Annotated in this window: 20 protein-coding genes and 1 pseudogene; 2 read left to right on the forward strand and 19 right to left on the reverse strand. The window is 41.7% G+C overall.

Annotated features, from left to right (window positions below):
• A partial coding sequence (locus B2899_RS03995) for a DUF255 domain-containing protein (protein ID WP_286884244.1) occupies positions 1 to 169 on the reverse strand: 169 nt, incomplete at its 3' end.
• 205 nt (positions 170 to 374) lie between these two features.
• Complete coding sequence (locus tag B2899_RS04000; protein WP_286884246.1) at positions 375 to 1,013, reverse strand: benzoate/H(+) symporter BenE family transporter; 639 nt, start codon at positions 1,011 to 1,013, stop codon at positions 375 to 377.
• Between the two features lie 271 nt (positions 1,014 to 1,284).
• On the opposite strand from B2899_RS04000, the gene B2899_RS04005 reads away from it, so the two are divergent.
• A complete protein-coding gene (locus B2899_RS04005; protein WP_286884194.1) occupies positions 1,285 to 1,866 on the forward strand; it encodes a hypothetical protein in 582 nt (193 codons plus the stop codon).
• A 294-nt stretch (positions 1,867 to 2,160) separates the two neighbouring features.
• Here B2899_RS04005 and B2899_RS04010 read toward each other — a convergent pair whose 3' ends face one another.
• The 16 genes from B2899_RS04010 to B2899_RS04085 form a co-directional block, all read right to left on the reverse strand.
• Entirely contained in the window at positions 2,161 to 3,150 is a 990-nt protein-coding gene (locus tag B2899_RS04010; RefSeq protein ID WP_286884196.1) for an NAD(P)H-dependent flavin oxidoreductase, read from the reverse strand.
• Positions 3,151 to 3,193: 43 nt separating this feature from the next.
• Positions 3,194 to 4,396, reverse strand: a complete 1,203-nt coding sequence (locus tag B2899_RS04015) for an acyl-CoA dehydrogenase family protein (RefSeq protein ID WP_286884198.1) — start codon at positions 4,394 to 4,396, stop codon at positions 3,194 to 3,196.
• Between the two features lie 65 nt (positions 4,397 to 4,461).
• Positions 4,462 to 5,751 (reverse strand): TRAP transporter large permease, encoded by a 1,290-nt coding sequence (locus B2899_RS04020; RefSeq protein WP_286884200.1) that lies wholly within the window; start codon positions 5,749 to 5,751, stop codon positions 4,462 to 4,464.
• 29 nt (positions 5,752 to 5,780) lie between these two features.
• The gene (locus B2899_RS04025) at positions 5,781 to 6,344 is read right to left on the reverse strand and encodes a TRAP transporter small permease (RefSeq protein WP_146810973.1); all 564 of its coding nucleotides are present in this window, start codon (positions 6,342 to 6,344) and stop codon (positions 5,781 to 5,783) included.
• Positions 6,345 to 6,383: 39 nt separating this feature from the next.
• Positions 6,384 to 7,469, reverse strand: a complete 1,086-nt coding sequence (locus tag B2899_RS04030; protein WP_146810972.1) for an acyl-CoA dehydrogenase family protein — start codon at positions 7,467 to 7,469, stop codon at positions 6,384 to 6,386.
• A complete protein-coding gene (locus tag B2899_RS04035) occupies positions 7,466 to 8,620 on the reverse strand; it encodes an acyl-CoA dehydrogenase family protein (protein WP_286884203.1) in 1,155 nt (384 codons plus the stop codon). The genes B2899_RS04030 and B2899_RS04035 overlap by 4 nt, the downstream gene beginning before the upstream one ends.
• 98 nt (positions 8,621 to 8,718) lie before the next feature.
• Positions 8,719 to 9,891 carry an acyl-CoA dehydrogenase family protein gene (locus B2899_RS04040; RefSeq protein ID WP_246147352.1) on the reverse strand — a complete coding sequence of 391 codons (1,173 nt, stop codon included), beginning with the start codon at positions 9,889 to 9,891 and terminating at the stop codon, positions 8,719 to 8,721.
• Between the two features lie 35 nt (positions 9,892 to 9,926).
• Positions 9,927 to 10,385 carry a MaoC family dehydratase gene (locus B2899_RS04045; protein WP_146810971.1) on the reverse strand — a complete coding sequence of 153 codons (459 nt, stop codon included), beginning with the start codon at positions 10,383 to 10,385 and terminating at the stop codon, positions 9,927 to 9,929.
• 14 nt (positions 10,386 to 10,399) lie between these two features.
• Positions 10,400 to 11,311 (reverse strand): HpcH/HpaI aldolase/citrate lyase family protein, encoded by a 912-nt coding sequence (locus tag B2899_RS04050; protein ID WP_286884206.1) that lies wholly within the window; start codon positions 11,309 to 11,311, stop codon positions 10,400 to 10,402.
• A 1-nt stretch (position 11,312) separates the two neighbouring features.
• Positions 11,313 to 12,410: a TRAP transporter substrate-binding protein DctP gene (gene dctP, locus B2899_RS04055; RefSeq protein WP_286884208.1), complete on the reverse strand. Its 1,098-nt coding sequence runs from the start codon at positions 12,408 to 12,410 to the stop codon at positions 11,313 to 11,315.
• A 122-nt stretch (positions 12,411 to 12,532) separates the two neighbouring features.
• Positions 12,533 to 13,321, reverse strand: coding sequence for an enoyl-CoA hydratase/isomerase family protein (locus B2899_RS04060; RefSeq protein WP_146810980.1), 789 nt, complete (start codon positions 13,319 to 13,321; stop codon positions 12,533 to 12,535).
• 100 nt (positions 13,322 to 13,421) lie between these two features.
• Positions 13,422 to 14,708, reverse strand: coding sequence for an acetyl-CoA hydrolase/transferase family protein (locus tag B2899_RS04065; RefSeq protein WP_286884216.1), 1,287 nt, complete (start codon positions 14,706 to 14,708; stop codon positions 13,422 to 13,424).
• Positions 14,709 to 14,735: 27 nt separating this feature from the next.
• A complete protein-coding gene (locus tag B2899_RS04070) occupies positions 14,736 to 15,956 on the reverse strand; it encodes a CaiB/BaiF CoA transferase family protein (RefSeq protein WP_286884218.1) in 1,221 nt (406 codons plus the stop codon).
• Positions 15,957 to 16,280: 324 nt separating this feature from the next.
• A complete protein-coding gene (locus B2899_RS04075; protein ID WP_146810966.1) occupies positions 16,281 to 17,051 on the reverse strand; it encodes an IclR family transcriptional regulator in 771 nt (256 codons plus the stop codon).
• Between the two features lie 112 nt (positions 17,052 to 17,163).
• Positions 17,164 to 18,348 (reverse strand): CaiB/BaiF CoA transferase family protein, encoded by a 1,185-nt coding sequence (locus tag B2899_RS04080; RefSeq protein WP_146810965.1) that lies wholly within the window; start codon positions 18,346 to 18,348, stop codon positions 17,164 to 17,166.
• 807 nt (positions 18,349 to 19,155) lie between these two features.
• Positions 19,156 to 19,596: a GreA/GreB family elongation factor gene (locus tag B2899_RS04085; protein ID WP_146810950.1), complete on the reverse strand. Its 441-nt coding sequence runs from the start codon at positions 19,594 to 19,596 to the stop codon at positions 19,156 to 19,158.
• Between the two features lie 202 nt (positions 19,597 to 19,798).
• Here B2899_RS04085 and B2899_RS04090 point away from each other — a divergent pair.
• A pseudogene (locus tag B2899_RS04090) lies at positions 19,799 to 20,506 on the forward strand (potassium transporter TrkG); the annotation flags it as partial.
• A 172-nt stretch (positions 20,507 to 20,678) separates the two neighbouring features.
• On the opposite strand, the gene B2899_RS04095 reads toward B2899_RS04090, so the two are convergent.
• Positions 20,679 to 20,931: hypothetical protein (locus tag B2899_RS04095; RefSeq protein WP_286884222.1), on the reverse strand; the 253-nt coding region annotated here is incomplete at its 5' end.

Genomic DNA, 20,931 nt, shown 5'->3' on the forward strand with positions numbered 1-20,931 from the left:
TGCTGTAGCCGATACTAAGAAAAATAGGCTTGTTTTCTTTTTTCGCCCGGTCGAAAGCTTCTTTTCCCCACGGATACCAGTCTACGGGGTTGTAGGCATGCTGTAATAAGTATGGTGATTTCTCATGGATTAAACGATTTGGTTTTTTATCACTGTGATGTACGCTCATTGTTCCCTCCTGCCAAAAAATACTTTCTTTATTATATACACAAAAAGCACCGGCTATTAAGTAACCGACGCTCTGTAAACTGTTTCATTTCTTCCTATTGTTGTTCAACCAATTTTTTTGTTCTTTGGTTGCTAAAAAATAGCACCTCTAGTATGAACCAATGACTATAAAATCTACTTGTGCTTCCTCTCCTTCTCATCAACTTCTAATTTTCAAAGCTTTTTTCGAAGGCATTCATGGTCTTCTTTGAAAATATTTTTCTTATATCCGCTGTGAAAATATAGTTTGTTATTATACCAGCAATAAGTCCCCAAAATGCTGATCCGATTCCAGCAATGGATATGCCCGATATGGTAACGAGAAAAGTTACTAAAGCACTTTCCTTTTGTGAACCCTCCATTGCTGAAGAAAGGCTGGAACTTAGTGAAGCGAATAATGCCAGTCGAGCTATTACAGCAATGAGCTCAGCTGGTAGTGCAGAAAAAATAGAGGGGATTGTTGCACCAAAAATACCAAATAAAAGATAAAATACACCGCATGATATGCCTGCGATATAGCGTTTATCTGGATCGTTATGCGCTTCTTTTCCCGTGCAGATCGCAGCCGTTATTGCTGCCAAATTAATGGCATGAGAACCAAACGAAGCAAGCAATAGTGATGTAATACCGGTTGTTGTAACAAGAGGACTGACTGGTGTATTATAGTCATCTGCTCGCAAGACACCAATATCAGGAGCATTTTGCGATGCCATGGTAACGACACATAGAGGAACACCTATACCAATCAAAGCATCAATAGAAAAGGTCGGCCAAGTAAAAACAGGATGAACACTAGAAACATTAATACTCGGAACCTTAGAGCCACAAGGGTTTAAAGAGCTAAAAAAAGCACAGTACGGATATGAATGAGCTGTTTAAAATTGTTGAGGATAAAAAAATTGTGACCGTCAAACATCGTTCCAAAATAGCATCCCATCCCGATCACTTCCTCTCTGGAACATGATGCAGGCCATATTAGTTTTGGATACCCTCTTCTTATTTTGGGAATTGATTTATCGAAATACATATAATATACTGAAAAGTACGGGGTTTCAAAAAAATAGGGGGGTGATTTTAGTGGTTAAGAAAAGTTTATGCTTGAGTATACTTGCCCTTTTCATCGCAAGTCAGGCAGAAGCTGCGGAAATATGGTCGGAGCCGTCTAAAACAGAAGTATGGTCCCAACCAACTAAAACGGAGATATGGACAGAGAATTGGAATACAAAAACAAATACACAGCCAGTTGATACAAAAAAGTCACAGGAAAAACAGAAACAAAACCTAAATGTAAATGATTTCATTGGGAAATGGAAGCTTTGGATACCGGGCGGCATGACATCATATTATTACGTTAATTCAGGAAACTATGCTGGAAGCAAATATAACCCTGGCGCTTCGAATGGTACACTGACCATTAATAAAGATGGTACTTACACGTTTAATAAAACGAAGGGGAAATGGAGAGCGGCAAAACCAGGGGAAGTTTATGGAGCAGAGAGCGCTATTATTTTAACAAACGGACCTGACAAGGTTGATTGGGCGGTAAAAAAAGCGGAAAGTAAAGATGGAAAGATTGTTTTGTTGTGGGATAGCGGCGGAAAATACACAGATGGATCAAAAATATGGATCGCCGGGTCTGAGGGAACCAAAACAAAATAACGTTCTTACATGGACGGTTAATACTTGTAATATGTGGATAAAAATAAAAAAACACCGGCTTAAGGGTACCGTTAACTTTTTAAGGAAAATATACGCTAAGAATGTTTGCATACGAAAAAAGTCGATTTTTCCTACGCTAACTAAGGAATCGTCGACTTTTTTCTTTGTATCAAATAAGCGTACCCATTTGATATGTATGCTATACACTGTTCAACCTATCCATGAGGGGAAGCCAGAAGAGGCTAAATAATATTTTCGGGAAAAATATCATAGAAAAAACCAGGAGCCATGATCTCATGCCTGGAAGCGGCTCAGCACTTCTTCCGCTTCTTGAATGATGTCTTCAACGATCTGTCCGGCACTTTTCACACCTTTGATCATACCGGAGATCTGCCCGGCCGGAGCAACGCCGTTTTCGACATCGCCATCAATTCTCGCGCGCTTAGAGGCCTCTTTTCCGACTTCGATCAACTGCAAAGGATACGGGTGAATTTCATTCTCACGTTTTTTCCAGTAATCAGTAAAGTTATTCTTAATCATACGGACAGGCTTGCCGCTGTGGCCCCGGGAGATGACGGTTCCCTCCTCATTAATAGACACGATCTTTTGCTTATAATTATCATGGGCATGAGCTTCGTGGCTTGCAATAAATCTGGTCCCCATCCAGACACCGCCGGCACCCAATGATAGGGAGGCTATCAGCCCTCTTCCATCCGCGATGCCGCCGGCAGCCACTACCGGGATCTTGACAGCATCAACGACCTGTGGCACTAAGACCATCGTCCCTACACTTCCGGTATGCCCTCCTGCCTCATGTCCCTGGGCAATGATGATGTCAACACCGTCTTTTTCCAGTTGCACCGCTTGTTTAACATTACCGACCACGGACATAACCACCATGCCCAATTGATGAGCTTCCTTAATCACACCCAGCGGATTCCCCAACCCGGAAATCAGCACCGGCACTCTTTCCTCCAGTGTGATTTCAATTTGCTTCTCAACTTCGTGGGAATAACGGGCAACCTGCTGGCTGCTGTGATCCGCTATAATTTTTCCGAACAAGATATCGACGCCAAACGGTTTATCGGTTAGCGACTTCGCCAGACGGATTTCTTCACGCAGCTCATCCAGAGTCAAGTGCCCGGTACCGATTACGCCAAGGCCACCGACATTGGAAACGGCCGCTGCTAATCTCCCCCGGGCCAGATACCCCATCCCCGCCTGCATAACCGGGTATTTGATTCCAAGTATTTTGCAAACCTTTGTATTGAATAGACTTTTCATCTTCATACTCCCTGTATAATAGGATTCAAATATTGAATTTAATCTAGAAGATATCGCTTTTAAGAGAAAAACGGCGCTTCATATTATGCCGATTGGCATCCTTCCAGCCAAGAGCATCTTCCGCGATTAAAATTCGTTGAATATTGGCAGAACCTTCTCCCGTACGGAATAAACCTGCATAAGCCAGGTATTGATTAATCGGATATTCATCAGCCAGAGCATAGCCGCCATAAATTTCATAAACCGCCTGAGCGGCTCTCCATACGACTTCAGCCGCAAAATATTTGGAATGAGAACTTTCTCTCGTAGTCGCCGCCCCTTTGTCTTTTAAGTAAGCGCTTTTATAAGTCAATAAACGGGCCGCTTCAATTTCCACTGTCATATCAGCAATCAGCCTTTGAATCATCTGGTACTCACCGATTTTGTGGCCGCCTACAACTCTTTCGTTACAATATTGAATAGCGGCCTCTAAACAAGCTTGCGCCAGCCCCACCGACCGGGCCGGAATTGTTAAACGCCCGTAATCGAGGGCATTCATAGCAATCTTGAAACCTTCCCCTTCATTGCCTAACAAATTTTCTTTTGGAATTCTGTAATCGGTTAAAAATAATTCGCACGTTTTGGTTAAATTACCGAGAGAACTCATTGAGATATCTTTTGCTTCAATCCCCGGTCTGTCCATTTGAATGATAAAAGCGGATATGCCCTTATGGCCAGCATCGGGATCCGTCTTTGCAAAAAGCAACCCTACATCTGCAACACTGGCATAAGAAGCGAAAACCTTTTGCCCGTTTACTACATATTCGTTACCGTCCAATATCGCTCTTGTTTTCATCGAACCTGCAGCATCAGATCCTCCTCCGGGTTCAGTCAAACCAAAAAACCCAATCCATTCCCCCCCAATAAGTTTTGGAACATATTTTTCGATCTGCGCTTCCGTCCCCCAGTTTAAAATGGTAAAAGGGACGGTCATCGATTGTGCGTTGAAAGTACTCCCAATCGATGCACTGACACGCGATATTTCTTCCGCAATAATTGCCAAATTTAAGAAACCAAGTTCAGAACCACCATATTTTTCGGGGAAACAAGCACCATAAAAGCCTTGTTCTCCCATTTTCCGAATAATATCACGGGGAAATCTCCTCTTTTGTTCGTATTCTTTTATTTTTGGCAGAATTTCCTTTTCAGCAAAAGACTTCGCTAACTGTCTAATAAGCTTATTCTCTTCTGATAAATCAATATTCAATTCCGGTCACTCCCCGACAAATAGAATCTTCAGAGCGTTTTCCATTTCCCTTGAATGCATGTGCATTACATCATAAGGCCCGGCAACCAGGTGGAAAGGAAGGGAAACAGGATAAGGAGCAATAAGATGAATAAATCAGCAACAACAAACCAAAATACCCCTTTGAAACCAACAGCAGTCGGAACACCGGCCGAGCCGGAAGCCACAAATACATTCATTCCTACGGGAGGGGTGACCAATCCTATTTCCGCTGTTTTTGTGACAATGATCCCAAACCAAACCGGATCGTATCCCAGGGCAATAATTAAAGGGAATGTAAACGGTAACGTAAGGATAAGAATGGCTATTTGATCAAGAAACATTCCCAATATTAAATACAAAATTATAATAAACATAAGGATGATCCATCTAGGTATATCCATCATTTGTATGAGCTCAACAAGATTCTGTGTAACCTGTGTCGATGTAAGGTAATAGCCAAAAAACATAGCCCCCATGACGATCAGCAGTATCATCGACGTTGACTTAAGCGTACGGCTCAATGCCTCAAGTATATTCTTCACTGTCAGGCGGCGCATCCCCAAAGCGATTAAAAAAGCCGCAAAAGCGCCGATGGCACCGGCTTCTGTAGCCGTAACCATGCCCGAGTAAATTGAAACAACGACAATAGCGACCAAAAGGAGCATAGGCCAGATATTCTTTAAAGATTGAAACCGTTCTTTCATTGTCGGTATAACGTCAATTTTTGGCGCAACGTCCGGAGACTTTTTCACCCAAATCAAAATCGTTATAATGTAGCCGACGGCAGTAAGTACTCCCGGAATAATTCCAGCGATGAGCAGGGAACCGATTCCCGTTTCCGTCAAAATTCCATAAAGAATCAGTACGACACTGGGTGGAATCATAATCGCCAATGTTCCAGCAATACTTACAGCACCCATTGCAAAATGTGTCTTATATCCATACCGCTGCATCTCTGGAACAGCGGATGCCGCTAAGGTCGCCGCAGAGGCTGTTGAGGACCCGCATACGGCGGCTAGTCCCGTTCCGGCGAAAACGGTTGCAATTCCCAATCCGCCCGGCAAATGACCAAGCCACTTATAACCGGCACGAAATAAATCTTTTGTAATTCCACTCGCTGTCATAAACTCAGCCATCAAGATAAACATCGGAATTGTACTTAATAAAAAGCTGGATACACTTTCGATGGGGGTTGTTTGGGCAATCCCCATAAACATCTCTACCCCTCCGAGCATAATCAAGCCAACGGTTCCCGATACCGCCATCGCAAAAGCGATTGGCATGCCAAATGCCAACAAAAATAGTAATAGTGAAAGAGGAATGGCAACAGTCATACTATGTCGTACTCCTTTCTATTTCAACATTAAAAGACATTATGCTTGGCCGCATCTTCATCATCACTATTCATTCCCATCGCAGCATTGGCCGCTTCTTCATCATCGCTATTCATTAGCGCAACTTTGATTGCTTCCAGAATCAAACGTAACACAAAAAGAAAAGAGCCGATTGGCACCCAAATAACCGAAAGCCATGTGGGCCAGGCAATCAAACCGCTTGATGTGTAATTGTTTACCCATGCTTCTTCCGTCGCCAGTACTCCCTGATAACCGATCACCAGCATCAACAGGGCGCCGGCAAGCAGAAACATAATATTCAATACTCTGACAAGGCGGTCAGGCAAATGCTCCACCAGCATATCTACCTTTATATGGCCATTCACTTTCATCACATAACTCAAGCTTAAAAACACTACCACAACCATCAAATAACTTTCTACAAACTCGTATGCGCCGACAATTGGGCTATTAAATAAATAACGGCATATGGCATCAGCCGTTGTCGTCAACATCATAAGGAAGACCGCAAGCTTCGAGATGAAATAGAAAAATAATTCTAAGTAATCAAAATATTTCATTAATTCTCTCATATCTTCACATCCTTATCCGAATTATTTTTTCTGTTCTTTCTAAACCGTTCTTTCATAAGAGTACGATTTAGATGAGCAAATGAAAGGCCATAATTTTTCCGGACCGTTTTCGATTATCATTTCCCCAAGATCATTTGCCCACTCACTTTCCGTACCGAACTCATCACGCCATGACCATAACCTGCGCGTACTATGATGTAGTGGATATTCGTCAGTAAAACCAATAGCCCCATGGACTTGATGAGCGATAGGCACAGCGGTGCTCACTGCATTTCCGACTCTAATTTTGGCGATCATTATTTCTTCCTTAGCGTATTCGCTCTCGAATGCATAAACGGCAAAATCCGTTACGATACTTGCTGCAGAAACTTCACCGGCCAAAACCGCCAGCTGTTGCTGGATTGCTTGAAAGCGTCCGATTGGCTTCCCAAATTGTGAGCGTTCTTTCGAATAATGTACTGAAAGCTCTAGAATGCGTTCTAAAGACCCGGTCATAAGCACCACCCGGGTCAAAGCACCCAGGTTATAAATTGTTTGAGTAGAAAACGGCACAGTCGCAACAAGCTGGTTTTCTACAAACACATCCTGAAAAACAACTTCGTTGCGCGGCTCATTTGCTAAGTTTATTCCGGGTTTAATCGTGCATGAATTTGAGTCAACAAATGCGATAATCGGTTGTTCATCTGTATTCGCTACTACCACGATGCCCTTTGCTTTTTCTGCCCAGGGCACTTGACCCGCTTTACCGGTAATCACCCAGCCTTTAGAAGACTTTTTCGCAAAAATCATTTCGTTTTGAACAACGGGGACAACGGTTAATGGGTCCGTAGAAACTGGTAATCCGGACAATGAAAGCAACCTGTTGGCCATCAATGTTTCCGCTAACGGGATCGGAGCCGAAAATCTGCCCGCAATCCGCAAAACAGCCATCGCATCTTCCAAGCTTCCACCCGCCCCCCCTGATTCTTCGGGGATACCAATCGTAGTCATTCCCACTTCCGCCAAAGTATTCCACAAATCACCGGCCCAGGCGCCTTGTTCAGCAGCATGAATAACGTCTTTTGTACATAAATCTTCCATGATTTTTGTCGCGGTATTTAAAATCATATCTTGAATATCTGTCATCGAATCCCTAACCCCCTCGCAATAATTCCACGTAATATTTCGGTAGTCCCTCCACGCAGTGTAAACCCTGGTGAATGAAGTAAAGCCTGTGCAAGCAGGACTTCAAAGCGGGAAGATGAAGCAAGGGATGGCACAGAAGCGTAAAGCAAGCGTGCTGTTTCCGCAATTTTGCTTTCAAATTGAGTACCCAGATCTTTTACCAGAGAGGCTGCTATGTCTGGGGCGATACCTTTTTCAAGGAGCCCGGCCACCCCTAATGACATCCGTCTCAGGGTCCATAAATGGGCCACCAATTCGGAAATCGAAATTCTTGCTCTTTCATTCGCATTCTTATCCAAAACCCTTACTAACTCAACCAGTAAAGGGAATGTGCTCAGGAAACGTTCCGGACCGCTCCGCTCATACGCCAATTCCGTCATACTTTGCTTCCATCCGTTTCCGATATCACCGATCACCATTTCGTCAGGAACGAAGACCTCTTCTAATATCACCTCATTAAAATGATGCTCCCCCGTGATCAGGCGAATGGGGCGAACAGTTACACCAGGAGAAGCCAAATCAATGATCAATTGACTCATTCCCTCATGACGTTCGTCAGTAACAGGGGAAGTTCGGCATAATGCAATCATGTAATGGGCACGATGTGCTCCGCTGGTCCATATTTTACTACCGTTTATAATCCAGCCGTTCTCAACTTTTTTCGCGCTTGTACGGACCGATGCAAGGTCGGAACCGGTATTCGGTTCACTTAACCCAATGGCAAAATACCATTCTCCGGCAGAAATTTTAGGAAGGAACCTTTTCCGTTGTGATTCAGTTCCAAATCGCAACAAAAGCGGCCCCGTTTGACGGTCTGCTATCCAGTGCGCTGCAACCGGGGCACCGGCAGCCAGCAATTCTTCGGTTACTATAAATCTCTCGAGTGCTGAACGTCCATGACCTCCGTATTCACGGGGCCATGTCATGCCAAGCCATCCACGCTCACCAAGTTTACGGCTAAATTCAGGAGAAAACCCTCCCAACCAGGAATCACAGTGAGGCTCGAATGTGCCTTTCTGAAGTTCCTCTTTAATAAAAGTACGGACTTCTTTCCGTACTTTTTCTGCAGCTTCCGGTAGTTTTATTACCGGTAATTGCAAATCTTTGAACAAAAAACCCACCCCCAATTAAAATTATGCGTAAGTTCTATCTTTACAAAAGCCGTTTATAAAACGAGCCATTCCGAAAACAAATGGATAGACAAGATCATCTAGTAAGATTTCGGTAAATCAAGCACATGCTCACCAATATAGTTGAGTACCATCTCTTGAGAAACAGGGGCAATCTTTAATAGACGCGCTTCCCTCCAGTACCGCTCGACATGATACTCTTTCGCGTACCCAAACCCGCCAAACGTCTGCAAAGCCCGATCACAAACATTAAAAACAACCTCGGCTGCAATGTATTTCGCAACATTTGCAGCGGCTCCGCTGGGCTGACCATTGTCATACAGCCATGCTGCACGTTGCCATAACAAATCGGCTGCCTCCAACTCGGCATAACTTTCTGCCAGCGGATGCTGTATTGCCTGGTTTTTACCAATAGGACGCCCAAAAACTACCCTTTCGTTGGCATATTGGACAGCCTTCTTTAATGCGCACATGCCTAATCCGCAAAATTCCGCCGATAACAGGATTCTCTCCGGATTGAGTCCATCGAGCAAATGATAAAATCCCTTGCCAATTTCACCAACTACATCCTTTTCACTGACGGGGAGATCTTCAATAAACAGCTCGTTAGAATCGACTGCATTCCTTCCCAGTTTTTCGATTTCCTTTATCGAGACATACCTTTTATCCAAATCAGCGAGGAAAAGAGTCATTCCGTCCGTTTTTCTCTTACATTCTTCCAGGGGAGTAGTTCTTGTAAGCAAAAGTACTTTGCTTGATTCTTTCGCTTTTGAATTCCACACTTTTTTTCCGTTAATAATAAAATGATCTCCATCTCTCCGGGCAAATGTAGTGATTCGCGTCGTGTCTGTGCCTGCATCCGGCTCAGTCACTCCAAACGAAACATGCAATTTTCCTAAAGCAGCAAGGGGAAGATATTTTTCCTTCATCTCCTCGGAACCATGTTTTACAACCGGATTTAAGCCAAACAAAGAGAGATGGATCGCAGTTCCCCCATTCATCCCCGCCCCGGTTGAGGCGATGGCATTCAATACGATCGCAGCTTCCGTAATGCCGAGTCCGGCACCGCCATATTTTTCGGGTATCGCTACACCGATCCATCCCCCATCGGCAATGGCATTGTAAAACTCCCAGGGAAAACGGTGTTCCCTGTCACAATTCAACCAATAATTATCGTCAAATTTGGAACACAGGCGGACTACTTCCCGTCGAATCATTAATTGTTCTTTGGTCCATTCGAAGTTTATCTTCATCACCTTCTTTTAATGTATTTGAACCTCTTATTTATCTACTTGTCGATCGGACGTTTAAGCATCAGAGCCACCCGCTGGCAACGCATCACAATTTCCCCGCGTTGATTCAAAGCTCGATGCTCAAAAACGACAATTCCTTGCATAGGGCGTGACTTCGATTCCCTTTTACTTATGACTTCGGTCTCGGTATAGATCGTATCTCCACCAAATACAGGACGAGGAAACTCAACATTCTGAAAACCAAGATTCCCCACTGTCGTTCCAAGTGTAGTATCTTGTACAGAAAGCCCAACTGCTAAACCCAATGTAAACAAACTGTTCACAAGAGGCCTGCCGAACTCTGTTTTGGATGCATATTCCGCGTCAAGATGAAGCGGTTGCGGGTTCATTGTTAATGTAGAAAATAAAATATTATCGTAATCATGTACCGTTCTAGCTGTCTGATGTTTTAAAATTTGCCCTACTTCTAACTCTTCGAAATATTTGCCACCCACAATACACCCCTCCCCTAAAACTTCATTCTATTCTTTAATCTGTCAGCACGTTTTAACAGTTTCATAGCACGAGTATAATGAGGTTCATCCACCATACCGCCTTTGAAAGCAAACGTATTTTGACCATTAGCTCTCGCAACCTCAAAAGCTTCCACCAGTTCACGGGCTTCCGCTATTTCCTCATCACTTATTTCAAAGTGACGATTAATCGGATTAATTTGGTCAGGATGAATTGCGATTTTACCGATATATCCTAAATCAGCCGCATCCTGTGCCTCTTTCGATAAACCCGTCAAATCTTTAAAATTGGCATATACTGCGTCCAGAGGATCAATATTAAAAGAAACAGCTGTTAGCAAAGCGAATGAACGAACAATATGAAACAATGGAATAAGCTCTCCGGCGTCATCACGAATTTTTTTGCCACCAAGAGCGGTAATTAAGTCTTCATTTCCCCATGTAAAACCTGTAATTCTTTTTGAAGAAGCAGCGATTTCACGCAGATAAAGCATGGAAGCAGGTGTCTCCGCCACAATAACCAGCAGCCCTGTAGAACCTAAAGGGAACCCATATTTATCTTCGTTTCGTTCTAAAATACGGTCAATTTGCTGAATGTCTTCAGGAACGCTCACTTTCGGAATGACATACGTATGCGGCCTTCCTGCAATCGTTTCCTCAATATCCTGTTCTGTTAAGCCAGAAGACAAAGGATTAATTCGAACAAGACGCTCCTTCCCTGCAAAATCACTTATTTTCAACAATCTGTTCACTTGCTTTCTAGCCACCGGCTTCAAATGAGCCGCTACAGAATCTTCCAAATCCAAAATAATTCCATCAGCTGCCGTTTTCAGGGCATGTTGGAACTTTCGTTCACTCTCACCCGGCACAAAAAGAAGTGAGCGCCTGATTCCTCGGTATGGAACCAACCTAATTTCCTCCCTTTTTAAAATCTTGTTGAAATTCCTCATTATATTGCTTGAATTTTCTTAATATTTCTGATGCAGGCAATCCTTTTGCATCGAAATCTTTAGCCCACTTATCATTAAACAGCGCTAACTCCTTATTCCAACGCTCCAATTCGTCTGCCGGCAGTTCATAAAATTCGATGTTAAACTTCTTATATTCTTCTATCAATTTGTCTTCGTCTTCCATAGCCCCTTTTCCCATTATTTCAGGCATTTCCTGGCTCGCCTGCCATACGGCGTCTTGGACTTCTTTCGGCCAACTACTCCATTTTTTCTCATTGACTACATAAGTTATACCAAATGCAGAAAGCGCCGCATTCGTAGTAGTATATTTCGCTACTTTGTCCACCTGATAACCAGGCCAGCTAAAGAATGATATAAGCGTTCCGTCTATCGTTCCGCGATCCCAGGCACTATAAATCTCTGTACCTGATATGGAAACCGGTGTTGCGCCCCAGGCCTGCATCATTTGTTCCTGCAACCCTCCCGATGTACGGATTTTCAAACCTTTAAAATCTTCAATCGTCTTAACGGGATGCTTGGAATTTACAATTTGATATGGGGGGGTCGTTCCGGCCCACAGTGGTTTAACCCCTTGTTTTTTAAATTCGAGTTCGTAAAGGTCCTCCAATACCAGTTTATTAAATGCCTTTGAACCGCTTAATGAGTCTTTAACAAGGCCAGGATTGCCGCTTACCCCGCTTAACGGCATCTTATCGGAAACATATAGCGGTCCCACATAAGTAATATCAGCCACCCCGGTTCTCGCAACATCCAGTAAACTTGCTGCCTTACCCAGTTGTTCCGCTGGATAATACTCCACTTTAATTTTCCCTTTACCTAACTCCTCGATCCGCTTAGTCCAAGGAATCGTTGCAACTTTCGGAATCAAATGCGAGCCAGGAAAAGAATCGGCAATTTTGATGACTACTTTTTCACCGTTTGAAGAGTTGGATTCTTTAGCATTTTGTTTTGTTGCCGTCTCTTCGCTTTTAGTGCCGCATCCTATCGTACCCAAAACTAATAAAATTCCTAATATGAAGAAAAACGATTTTTTCATCTTGTAACATCCCCCCCTGTAAATTCATTCAATATCAATTTTTTAGACAATCTTTCACCTAATTTCTTCCCCGCCATAAACGAGCCTGGCCATTTTATTCCCTAATCAATTGACATAACACATTAATTCCCGGTAAAATGTGGGGTTCTTTTTTCTATCATTGCGGCTAATGCTTCATGATGATCCTCCGTATCTCTTACGATAGAAAAGTGAGATGAAATAAGATCTAAAGCTGTCCGCAGGTCAAGATTTGCAGACTGGTAAGCAGCCCGCTTTATCATACGGATCGCAATTGTTGGCGAATTGGCTATTCTTTCTGCAAATTCCAATGTCTTTTGCATTAAATCCTGTGGTGCATATACATGATTGACAATTGACAAATCTTTTGCTTCTTTAGCAGAAATAAAATCACCTGTCCATAATAATTCCAACGCTTTAGCCATACCGACTATTCTCGGCAGAAAATATGCCCCCCCATCTCCGGGGACGAGTCCCACACGGATATACCCTTCAGAGAATCTGGCATTTTCTGAAGCAAACCGAATGTCGCACATTAACGCCATGTCCATCCCTGCACCAACCGCCGATCCGTTGACTGCCGCAATCATCGGCTTCTCCAACTGTTCCAGAGTAAGAGCAATACGATGAATATGCTCCCATAAAATATTCTTCCGGTTAATTGACTTCGACGCATCCATTGCATCTAAAGCCGCAAGGTCAACCCCCGAACAAAAAGCGCGTTCACCGGCTCCCGTTAAAACGACGGCATGAACCGAATCATCTTTCCTGTATTCGTCTAAAGCCTCCGCCCATTGGTCAATCATATCCATCGTAAATGCGTTCATGACTTGCGGGCGATTCAATGTGATAATCGCAATTTTCCCTCTCTTTTCAAACAAGATGTCTGCCATCACTTTTCCTCCTTTGATTCTGAAAAAATGTTAATAATCCGTCAGTACCGGTATCTTACGAATTCATGTCCATCAATGAATATACAGCTTATTTTACCAATTACTCCCATTTCTTCCACTTTGCTTTTATCTCACCCCATGCGGATTCCAATTCTCCTCTGAACTGCGGAGCTGCAATAGAGATCAATAGATCGGCTCGTTCCTGAAGCGATTTATTTCTTAAGTCGGCTATCCCATACTCTGTCACGACAAACTGGACATCGGTACGAGTCGTTGTTATAATGGTTCCGCTTTTATGAGCAGGTACTATTCTGGATATTTTCCCTTGATCAGCAGTTGACAACAGTGCAATGATAGACTTACCGTTTAGAGAAAGCCTGGTGCCGCGAATAAAATCAACTTGACCGCCTGTCCCCCCAAATTGGGCGCCTCTAATCGTTTCCGCATTGATTTGTCCAAACAGGTCAATCTCTATTGCAGAATTGATAGAAACAAAATTATCGATCTGCTTAAGCACGTTAATCGAATGGGTATAACATACAGGACGAAAATCCACCAGAGGATTATTGTTTACAAAATCATAAAGTCGTTTCGTCCCCACCGCGATACCGGTTACAATTTTCCCACGGTCAAGCGTTTTCTTTTTTCCGGTCACTACTCCCGCTTCAATCAAATCAACCACCGTATCGATGATTAAGCCAGAATGAATCCCAAGATCCTTTTTGTCTTTTAAACAGGACAGAATCGCTTCCGGGACTGCCCCGATCCCGAACTGTATCGTGTCGCCGTCCTTAACCAAGGTCGAAACATATTTTCCTATCCGTTCCATGTCCGGAGTGTATTTCGTTTTCGGCATTTCCGGAAGCGGACGATTCGTTTTGACGATATAATCCAGTTTATCGATATGAATCGGCGCTTCTCCATGAGTACACGGCATACAATCATTCATTTCGGCAATGATTACTTTCGCTTTGTTCAAAACAGCCGGAACAAAATCAGCCGAAATTCCAAGGCTACAATATCCCCAATCATTAGGAGGAGAAACCTGAATAATCGCAACATCAACTTGAGCCTCATTGTTCAGGTAATTATACGTCTCGGTTAAATGCAAAGGAACAAAACGAACTTTTTCATTTAAAAATGACTTTTTTAATTCTCGAGTCAAAAAAAATGCTGTCATCGATGCGTTTTTATGCAACGATGTAAAATCCAATTGGTTTAATCCCGGTAAAACATTTGATATATAATGAATTCCGTTGCTTGCCTCAGGCATGTTTTTCAATGCCTGGAGGATCGTAACAGGTTCGGACGCATATCCCTGTATATATACATGCATCCCCGGTTGGAAAAGCTGCGGAACCTCATCCGCTCGAATGGTTACAGTCATGTGGGCGAGCGCCTCCTTTACATTCGACTACAATGGTTTGGTACTATGCTGCATCGTGCCATCCACTGTAATTCCATCTTGAATAAAATCATCAATTTCATCATGACTATATCCGAGTTCAGAAAGAATTTGCACGCTGTGCTCGCCAAGTCGGGGAGCAAAATGTCTACCTTCTACCTGAGATTTAGAGAATGTTACAGGAAAATCAATGTCAATGATTTGCCCTTCAGTAGGATGATTCACTTTTTTAAAAAAGCCGATGTGCTTTAAATGAGGATCTTCTAATAAATTCTCCGGTTTATTCAACGGCATAGCAGGAATATCTGCCTGCTCAAAAATTTCCATCCATTCGTTCGTTTTTTTGGTCGCTATAATTTTTTCAAGCAGTTGATATATTTCATTAATATGTTCCGTTCTTACCGCAATATCGCGGAAACGTTCATCCTCAATAAGATCACGGTGGCCGGAAAATTCAAAGAAAGAACGCCACTGTTTATCGTTGTAAATCAATACACATACATAACCATCCAGTGTACGATACGGTTTTCGATGTTTTGATGTAGCCCTTGGATACAAAGAGGTCCCTAACGGCGGATCAAAAGCCATCCCATAGATATGTTCAATTAATGTATAAGAAATCATCGTTTCAAACATAGGTACCTCGATATTCTGCCCTTCACCGGTTTGCTCCCGATAATAGAGCGCTGCCATGATCGCGTTTGCTGCCATCAGGCCTGTTGTCTTGTCCGCCAGAACCGTTGCCATATATTGGGGAACACCTGTCATTTCACCCTGAGCTGCTGCAAGCCCTGAAGCTCCTTGAATAATATCGTCATACGCAGGCTTAGTCCCATACGGCCCATCTTTACGAAATCCATAAGTGCCGCAATAAATGATATGATTGTTAGCCTTTGATACTTCATCGTATGAAAGGCCTAGCTTTTCCATCGCCTGCGGACGCATAGAGTGAATAAAGACATCGGCGTTTTTCGCGAGTGCTAATACCACTTCTTTTCCTTTATCTGTTTTAAGATCAAGAACAATGCTTTTTTTATTGCGTCCCATTTGAAGAAATGCACTTGCCATTCCATCATTTCTCGCGGGACCGAGGTATCTGGTACTGTCTCCCTTGGGAGTTTCAACTTTTATCACATCAGCGCCCAAATCCCCTAAAATAAGCGTGCAGTAAGGCCCCATCAATACTGAGGTCAAATCCAGGACTCGGATTCCACATAACGGACCACTCAATTATACTCACTCCTACTTTTTAAATTTTATTCACTTAAGTGAATCGCTTACATTTTCTTTCCTTTAACAGTGTAAGTTTCGTCATGTGACCATATGACAAAAATTTTTCCGGTAAACAAATTTGTCATGTGTTTTATAAATTTACGAGAACTATAGATGTACCGACTATCGGTATTTATATTCATTAATCGGTATGATCATATAATATTATATTATTTTGATTATTTCAAGTTTTTAGAAAAATAAAAAAAGACGTACCCTGAGGGCAACGTCAAGAATTTTGTGTAAGTAAACAGGTTATTTATTGCAAGATGGATAGAAAATTTATCTAAAACTTTTTGCGTAATGAGTGGAAATTTGTCTGGCATAATCCTTGATTAAGTTTACATAATCTTCATACGTATCATTTCCCACTCTGATGACCGGCATTGTAATCGATAGACTGGCGACTATTTCATTTACATGGTTTGTAATGGGAGCACAGAAACTAAACGCTCCCAGTACGCGTTCTCCTTCACTGGTTGCGTATCCTTGTTCCCTGATCTTCAATAATTCACTGCGTAAATTATTTTTATCTACAATCGTATTTGCTGTAATCGAGACAAATTCCATCTCATTTAACAATTGATCTCTTAATTGGTCCGGCAAGAAGGCAAGCAATACTTTAGCAGACGCCCCAGCATACAGGGGAGAATAGTGGCCGATATGGGTAAAGGTTGTTAATTCATGTTTCCCCTGTACATAACCTATACATTTACGTTTCTTATCATGTATGATATTTAAGGTAATGGATTCTCCTGTCTCGTTCGACAATTTTTCCATGTAAGGTTTTGCAATCGACAATAAATGGGAATTTACCCCCACCAGTTGTCCAAGGAAGTAAAGTTCCAGGCCCAATTTATACGATTTTTGTTTTTCATCTCTCTCTAAAAGCCCTTCTGCACTTAGTGTTTTCAGAATTCTTTGCAAGCTTGACTTGGATATTCCCAATTTCTTATGTAAATCGGCCAAGGATAACTCTCTGTTCTCAAACGTAAAGGCTTTTAAAACTTGTATGGCACGGTGAATGGTCTGCATTGAATCTTCTGTTTTCATTGAATATTCCGTTTTATTCTCATCCTCCGTGATTGGATTGGAAATCCAGGTCCTGGGAGTATGTTCAACAAAACAGGATTTTACCCCCCATCACGAAATTATAGAATTCCTTTTAAAAAACGCAGCTTTCCTTTAATTTGTTTATTTTTTCTTCTGAATAGTTGAGAATATACCGCAAGATCATATCTGTATGCTCACCTAATTCCGGTGGAGCCGATTTAATTTTAGCAGGAGTTTCTGATAATTTGACTGGATATGGAACTTGAAGAATATCCTTATTTAGGGATGATACAAATATTTTCTGAATCATTCCACGATAATTCAATTGTTGATCCGAAAAGGCTTCTTCTACGTTATTTACACTGCTTGCCGGAGCTTTTTGTTCCTTTAATAGACGTAACCATTCTTCCCTGGTTTTTGTTTTAAAAATCTCTTTTAAGATTTCATGAAGAATTTCTTTATTTTGTTTACGTAATTCATTTGTAAGAAAACGATTATCTTGTAATAAATCCTCTCTACTAATCCCTTTACATAAACCAATCCAAAAATGTTCTTCTAGTACTCCAAGTGCAATTTTTTTGCCATCTTTAGTCTCAAAAATATCATTTGTTGCAAGGATATGTTCCATTTTTTCAGGATCAATCAATTCCCTTTCTATCATATAATCTCCAAATCGGGTACTGGCCCAGGAAAATACAGAATCTGTCATTGAGACATCAATATATTGTCCTTTACCCGTACTACGCTGGTAAACCACAGCGGCTAAAATACTTACGGCTGCAAACATGGAAGATGACAGATCTGCGACAGGCAAACCACTGCGCATAGGCGGATAACCCATTTGTCCAGGTATACTCATTGCTCCGGCAACCGATAGATAATTAAGATCATGCCCGGGTTCCAGTTTATAAGGACCGTCCTGCCCGTATCCAGAAATTGAACAATAGATGATTTTTGGATTAACAGCTTTTATTGTTTCATAATCGATCCCTAAACGGTTCACCACTCCGGGTCTAAAACCTTCTACCAGAACATCACATTGTTTTGCGAGATCAAGAACAATTTGACGACCTTCTTCCAACTTTAAATCAACAGAAATACTTTTTTTATTTCTATTTACGGCATAGTAGATGCCACGTAACATGTCACGTGTATAATCACCACGCCCTTTTTCTTCTACTTTAATAATTTCCGCTCCAAGATCCCCTAATAGAAGAGTACAATAAGGGCCCGGCAAAAGACGTGTCAAATCCAGGATCCGCAATCCAATTAAAGCCTCTTTATCCATGGTCATCATTATAAAAATCCCACCCCATTATGTATATATGTAACAATAGCCACTTTACCCTCTAACGCGCCGTTCGGTAACATAGTTTAAAGTAGCTATCTCTAATAAAAATTATAAAATTTAGATTAATTTAAATATTAAGTAAATTATTCAAATACATTCTACCCAAATCACAACTGATTGTCAATTATAGCTGTTAACCATTCGTGGCTGAATTGATCATGATCATCTTACAATTGCAACATCCATCTGCATTACTTTCAGGCCATCCATTTGTTCCCTGATGGTTCTCTTCTTTCCCGTTCATGCTCTTGTTTCCTCCTTCCTGCTTCCGATAATGACCTGTGATCTCTTTAAAGGCAGATGATATGCTAGATTTATAAAACAAATAAGACCATCGCTTCTTTTCACGATGGTCTTGCCTGCTTTAGACTACTGCATTTTCTACTTGATGGGCAACGTCTAAAAGATTGACAATATATTCTCCATCTTTTAGAATGACTTTTAATTTACTATGATCTTATAATACGGTAATATCATCTAATGGATTGGAGAATTTTTTTCACTCTTAGATAAAATAGAGAACAAATAATCTATCTGTTCCAATCGCTTGTTATACATATGAGACGCGTACCAGAACCCTTGCTCAGAATGGAGTAAGGACACTGGCCGCGTCTCTTTTTTGGCTATTTTATTGAATGTACGATAGAGACAAACGTTTTGTTAAAGACATCGATTGGGCCGTTGAGAGTTTTCAACGGCCTCAGACTGAAGATACACGGAACGGTTTAGCCTTCCTGCTAAAAAAGCGATTCCTTATCGATAATCTTTAAACTCGATTTTCTTAATCACTACTCTTGTTTCACCACCGGGTGTTAATAAGACAATTTCTTCATTTAGGGAATGCAAAAGCAACTGTCTTCCAACCGGGGATAAAAAAGAAATATACCCGCGAGCAGGATCACTTTTTTCCGGGAAGCAGATCGTAAAGTGTTCGACATAGTTATCTTCTTTGTATAACAAAGCAACTTGACTGCCGATGAAAACCTTGGAGAGCGAAGGATAGGTGCTATTCTCAGAACCAGATAGAAACTCTTCTACTTCTGCTATATATCGTTTGAAAAAATTAAAATCTCTGTCGTGGACAAAAGTAGAAGATACATATAAATCTAAAAGCTCAACCATGTTCTCTTCGATAAAGATTAATTGCTTAATTAAACTTTTTCGTAAAGGATAGTAGGTAAGACTATGGTTCATCGTAGATAACCCCCTTACCTGGATTTAACTGATTGCAAAATTTGTTTTTCATTTTCACGTTTTGTCCTCCTCACAAATAAAAAAATTGAGATTCCGTGAAGACAGAACCTCAATCACATCTTATCACATTTTACATTATAAATGGATAAAAAAAGGAAATATTATAAAGAAAAAGTAAAAAACTGAACGTGGAGAAAAAACAATGCGACTTAAAAATGAATTTAAAAAAATCGCTTCTTGGATAAGTCCGCCTCAACTTTTTGTGATGGGATTCGGAGCGCTTATCTTATTCGGCGCATTATTATTAACACTGCCTATCTCCACCACAAATGGAGAAGGACTATCTTTTGTAGACGCTCTGTTCACAGCCACCTCTGCCACTTGTGTGACAGGTCTCGTTGTTGTTGATACAGGCACCACCTTTACACATTTTGGACAACTCGTTATTTTAAGCCTTATTCAAATAGGCGGGCTGGGTTTTATGACAGTCGCTTCCCTTTTCGTGTTGATACTGGGAAAAAAAATTACGCTTCGACAGCGGCTGCTTATTCAGGAATCGCTTAACCATCTCACTGTTGGGGGAATTATTCGTCTTATCCGCCATGTGATTCTTTTTACTGTCATTTTTGAAGGGATAGGTACCCTTATCTTAGGTTTATATTGGCTTCCGGACATGGGATGGCAAAAAAGCTTTTATTTTGGCCTTTTTCATTCGGTGTCTAACTTTAATAACGCAGGGTTTGATCTTTTTGGACATTTTAGAAGCTTAACTCTCTTTGTAGATGATCCTGTAGTCAACATCGTCATTATGACACTGATTGTCGCAGGGGGGATCGGCTTCGTGGTCATTGCTGAACTTGTAGAATATAAAAAGACAAAAAGGCTTTCCATGCATACATCGCTTTTGCTTTAAGCTGGGATCGCAACAAAAAACATTATCGCAATCCTGAAGGAAAAATTATTATTGGATAAAAGCAAAGGGATGGCATATACACTGTCCCTTGTTTTTCTCTACTCCTAATTTTCGGGCTACATACGATCTAACGAAATCAATCATCCTCTCCCCTTCCCCAAAAAACTGTTCAGCTTAATTTCCAGCTATAATACTTTTCAAACGCAAGTTTCATCAAGTGAGGAAGATATCCGTCTACTGCCCATTCAAAATAAGGCGTGCCTTCGCGCGAACCCGGGTACCTTATGACGAACATGCCTCCATCCGTACCAAGTTCCATAACGTACAGCATATCAGGATGATATTCCTGTTGCCGGGAGTGTCCTTGTATGCGGTTCAAAATATTCCTGGCTGCGATCTTTCCCTGTACCTCAGCCGCTCTT

The sequence above is a fragment of the Aneurinibacillus sp. UBA3580 genome (assembly GCF_002375825.1).
In the GTDB taxonomy this organism is placed as follows: domain Bacteria; phylum Bacillota; class Bacilli; order Aneurinibacillales; family Aneurinibacillaceae; genus Aneurinibacillus; species Aneurinibacillus danicus.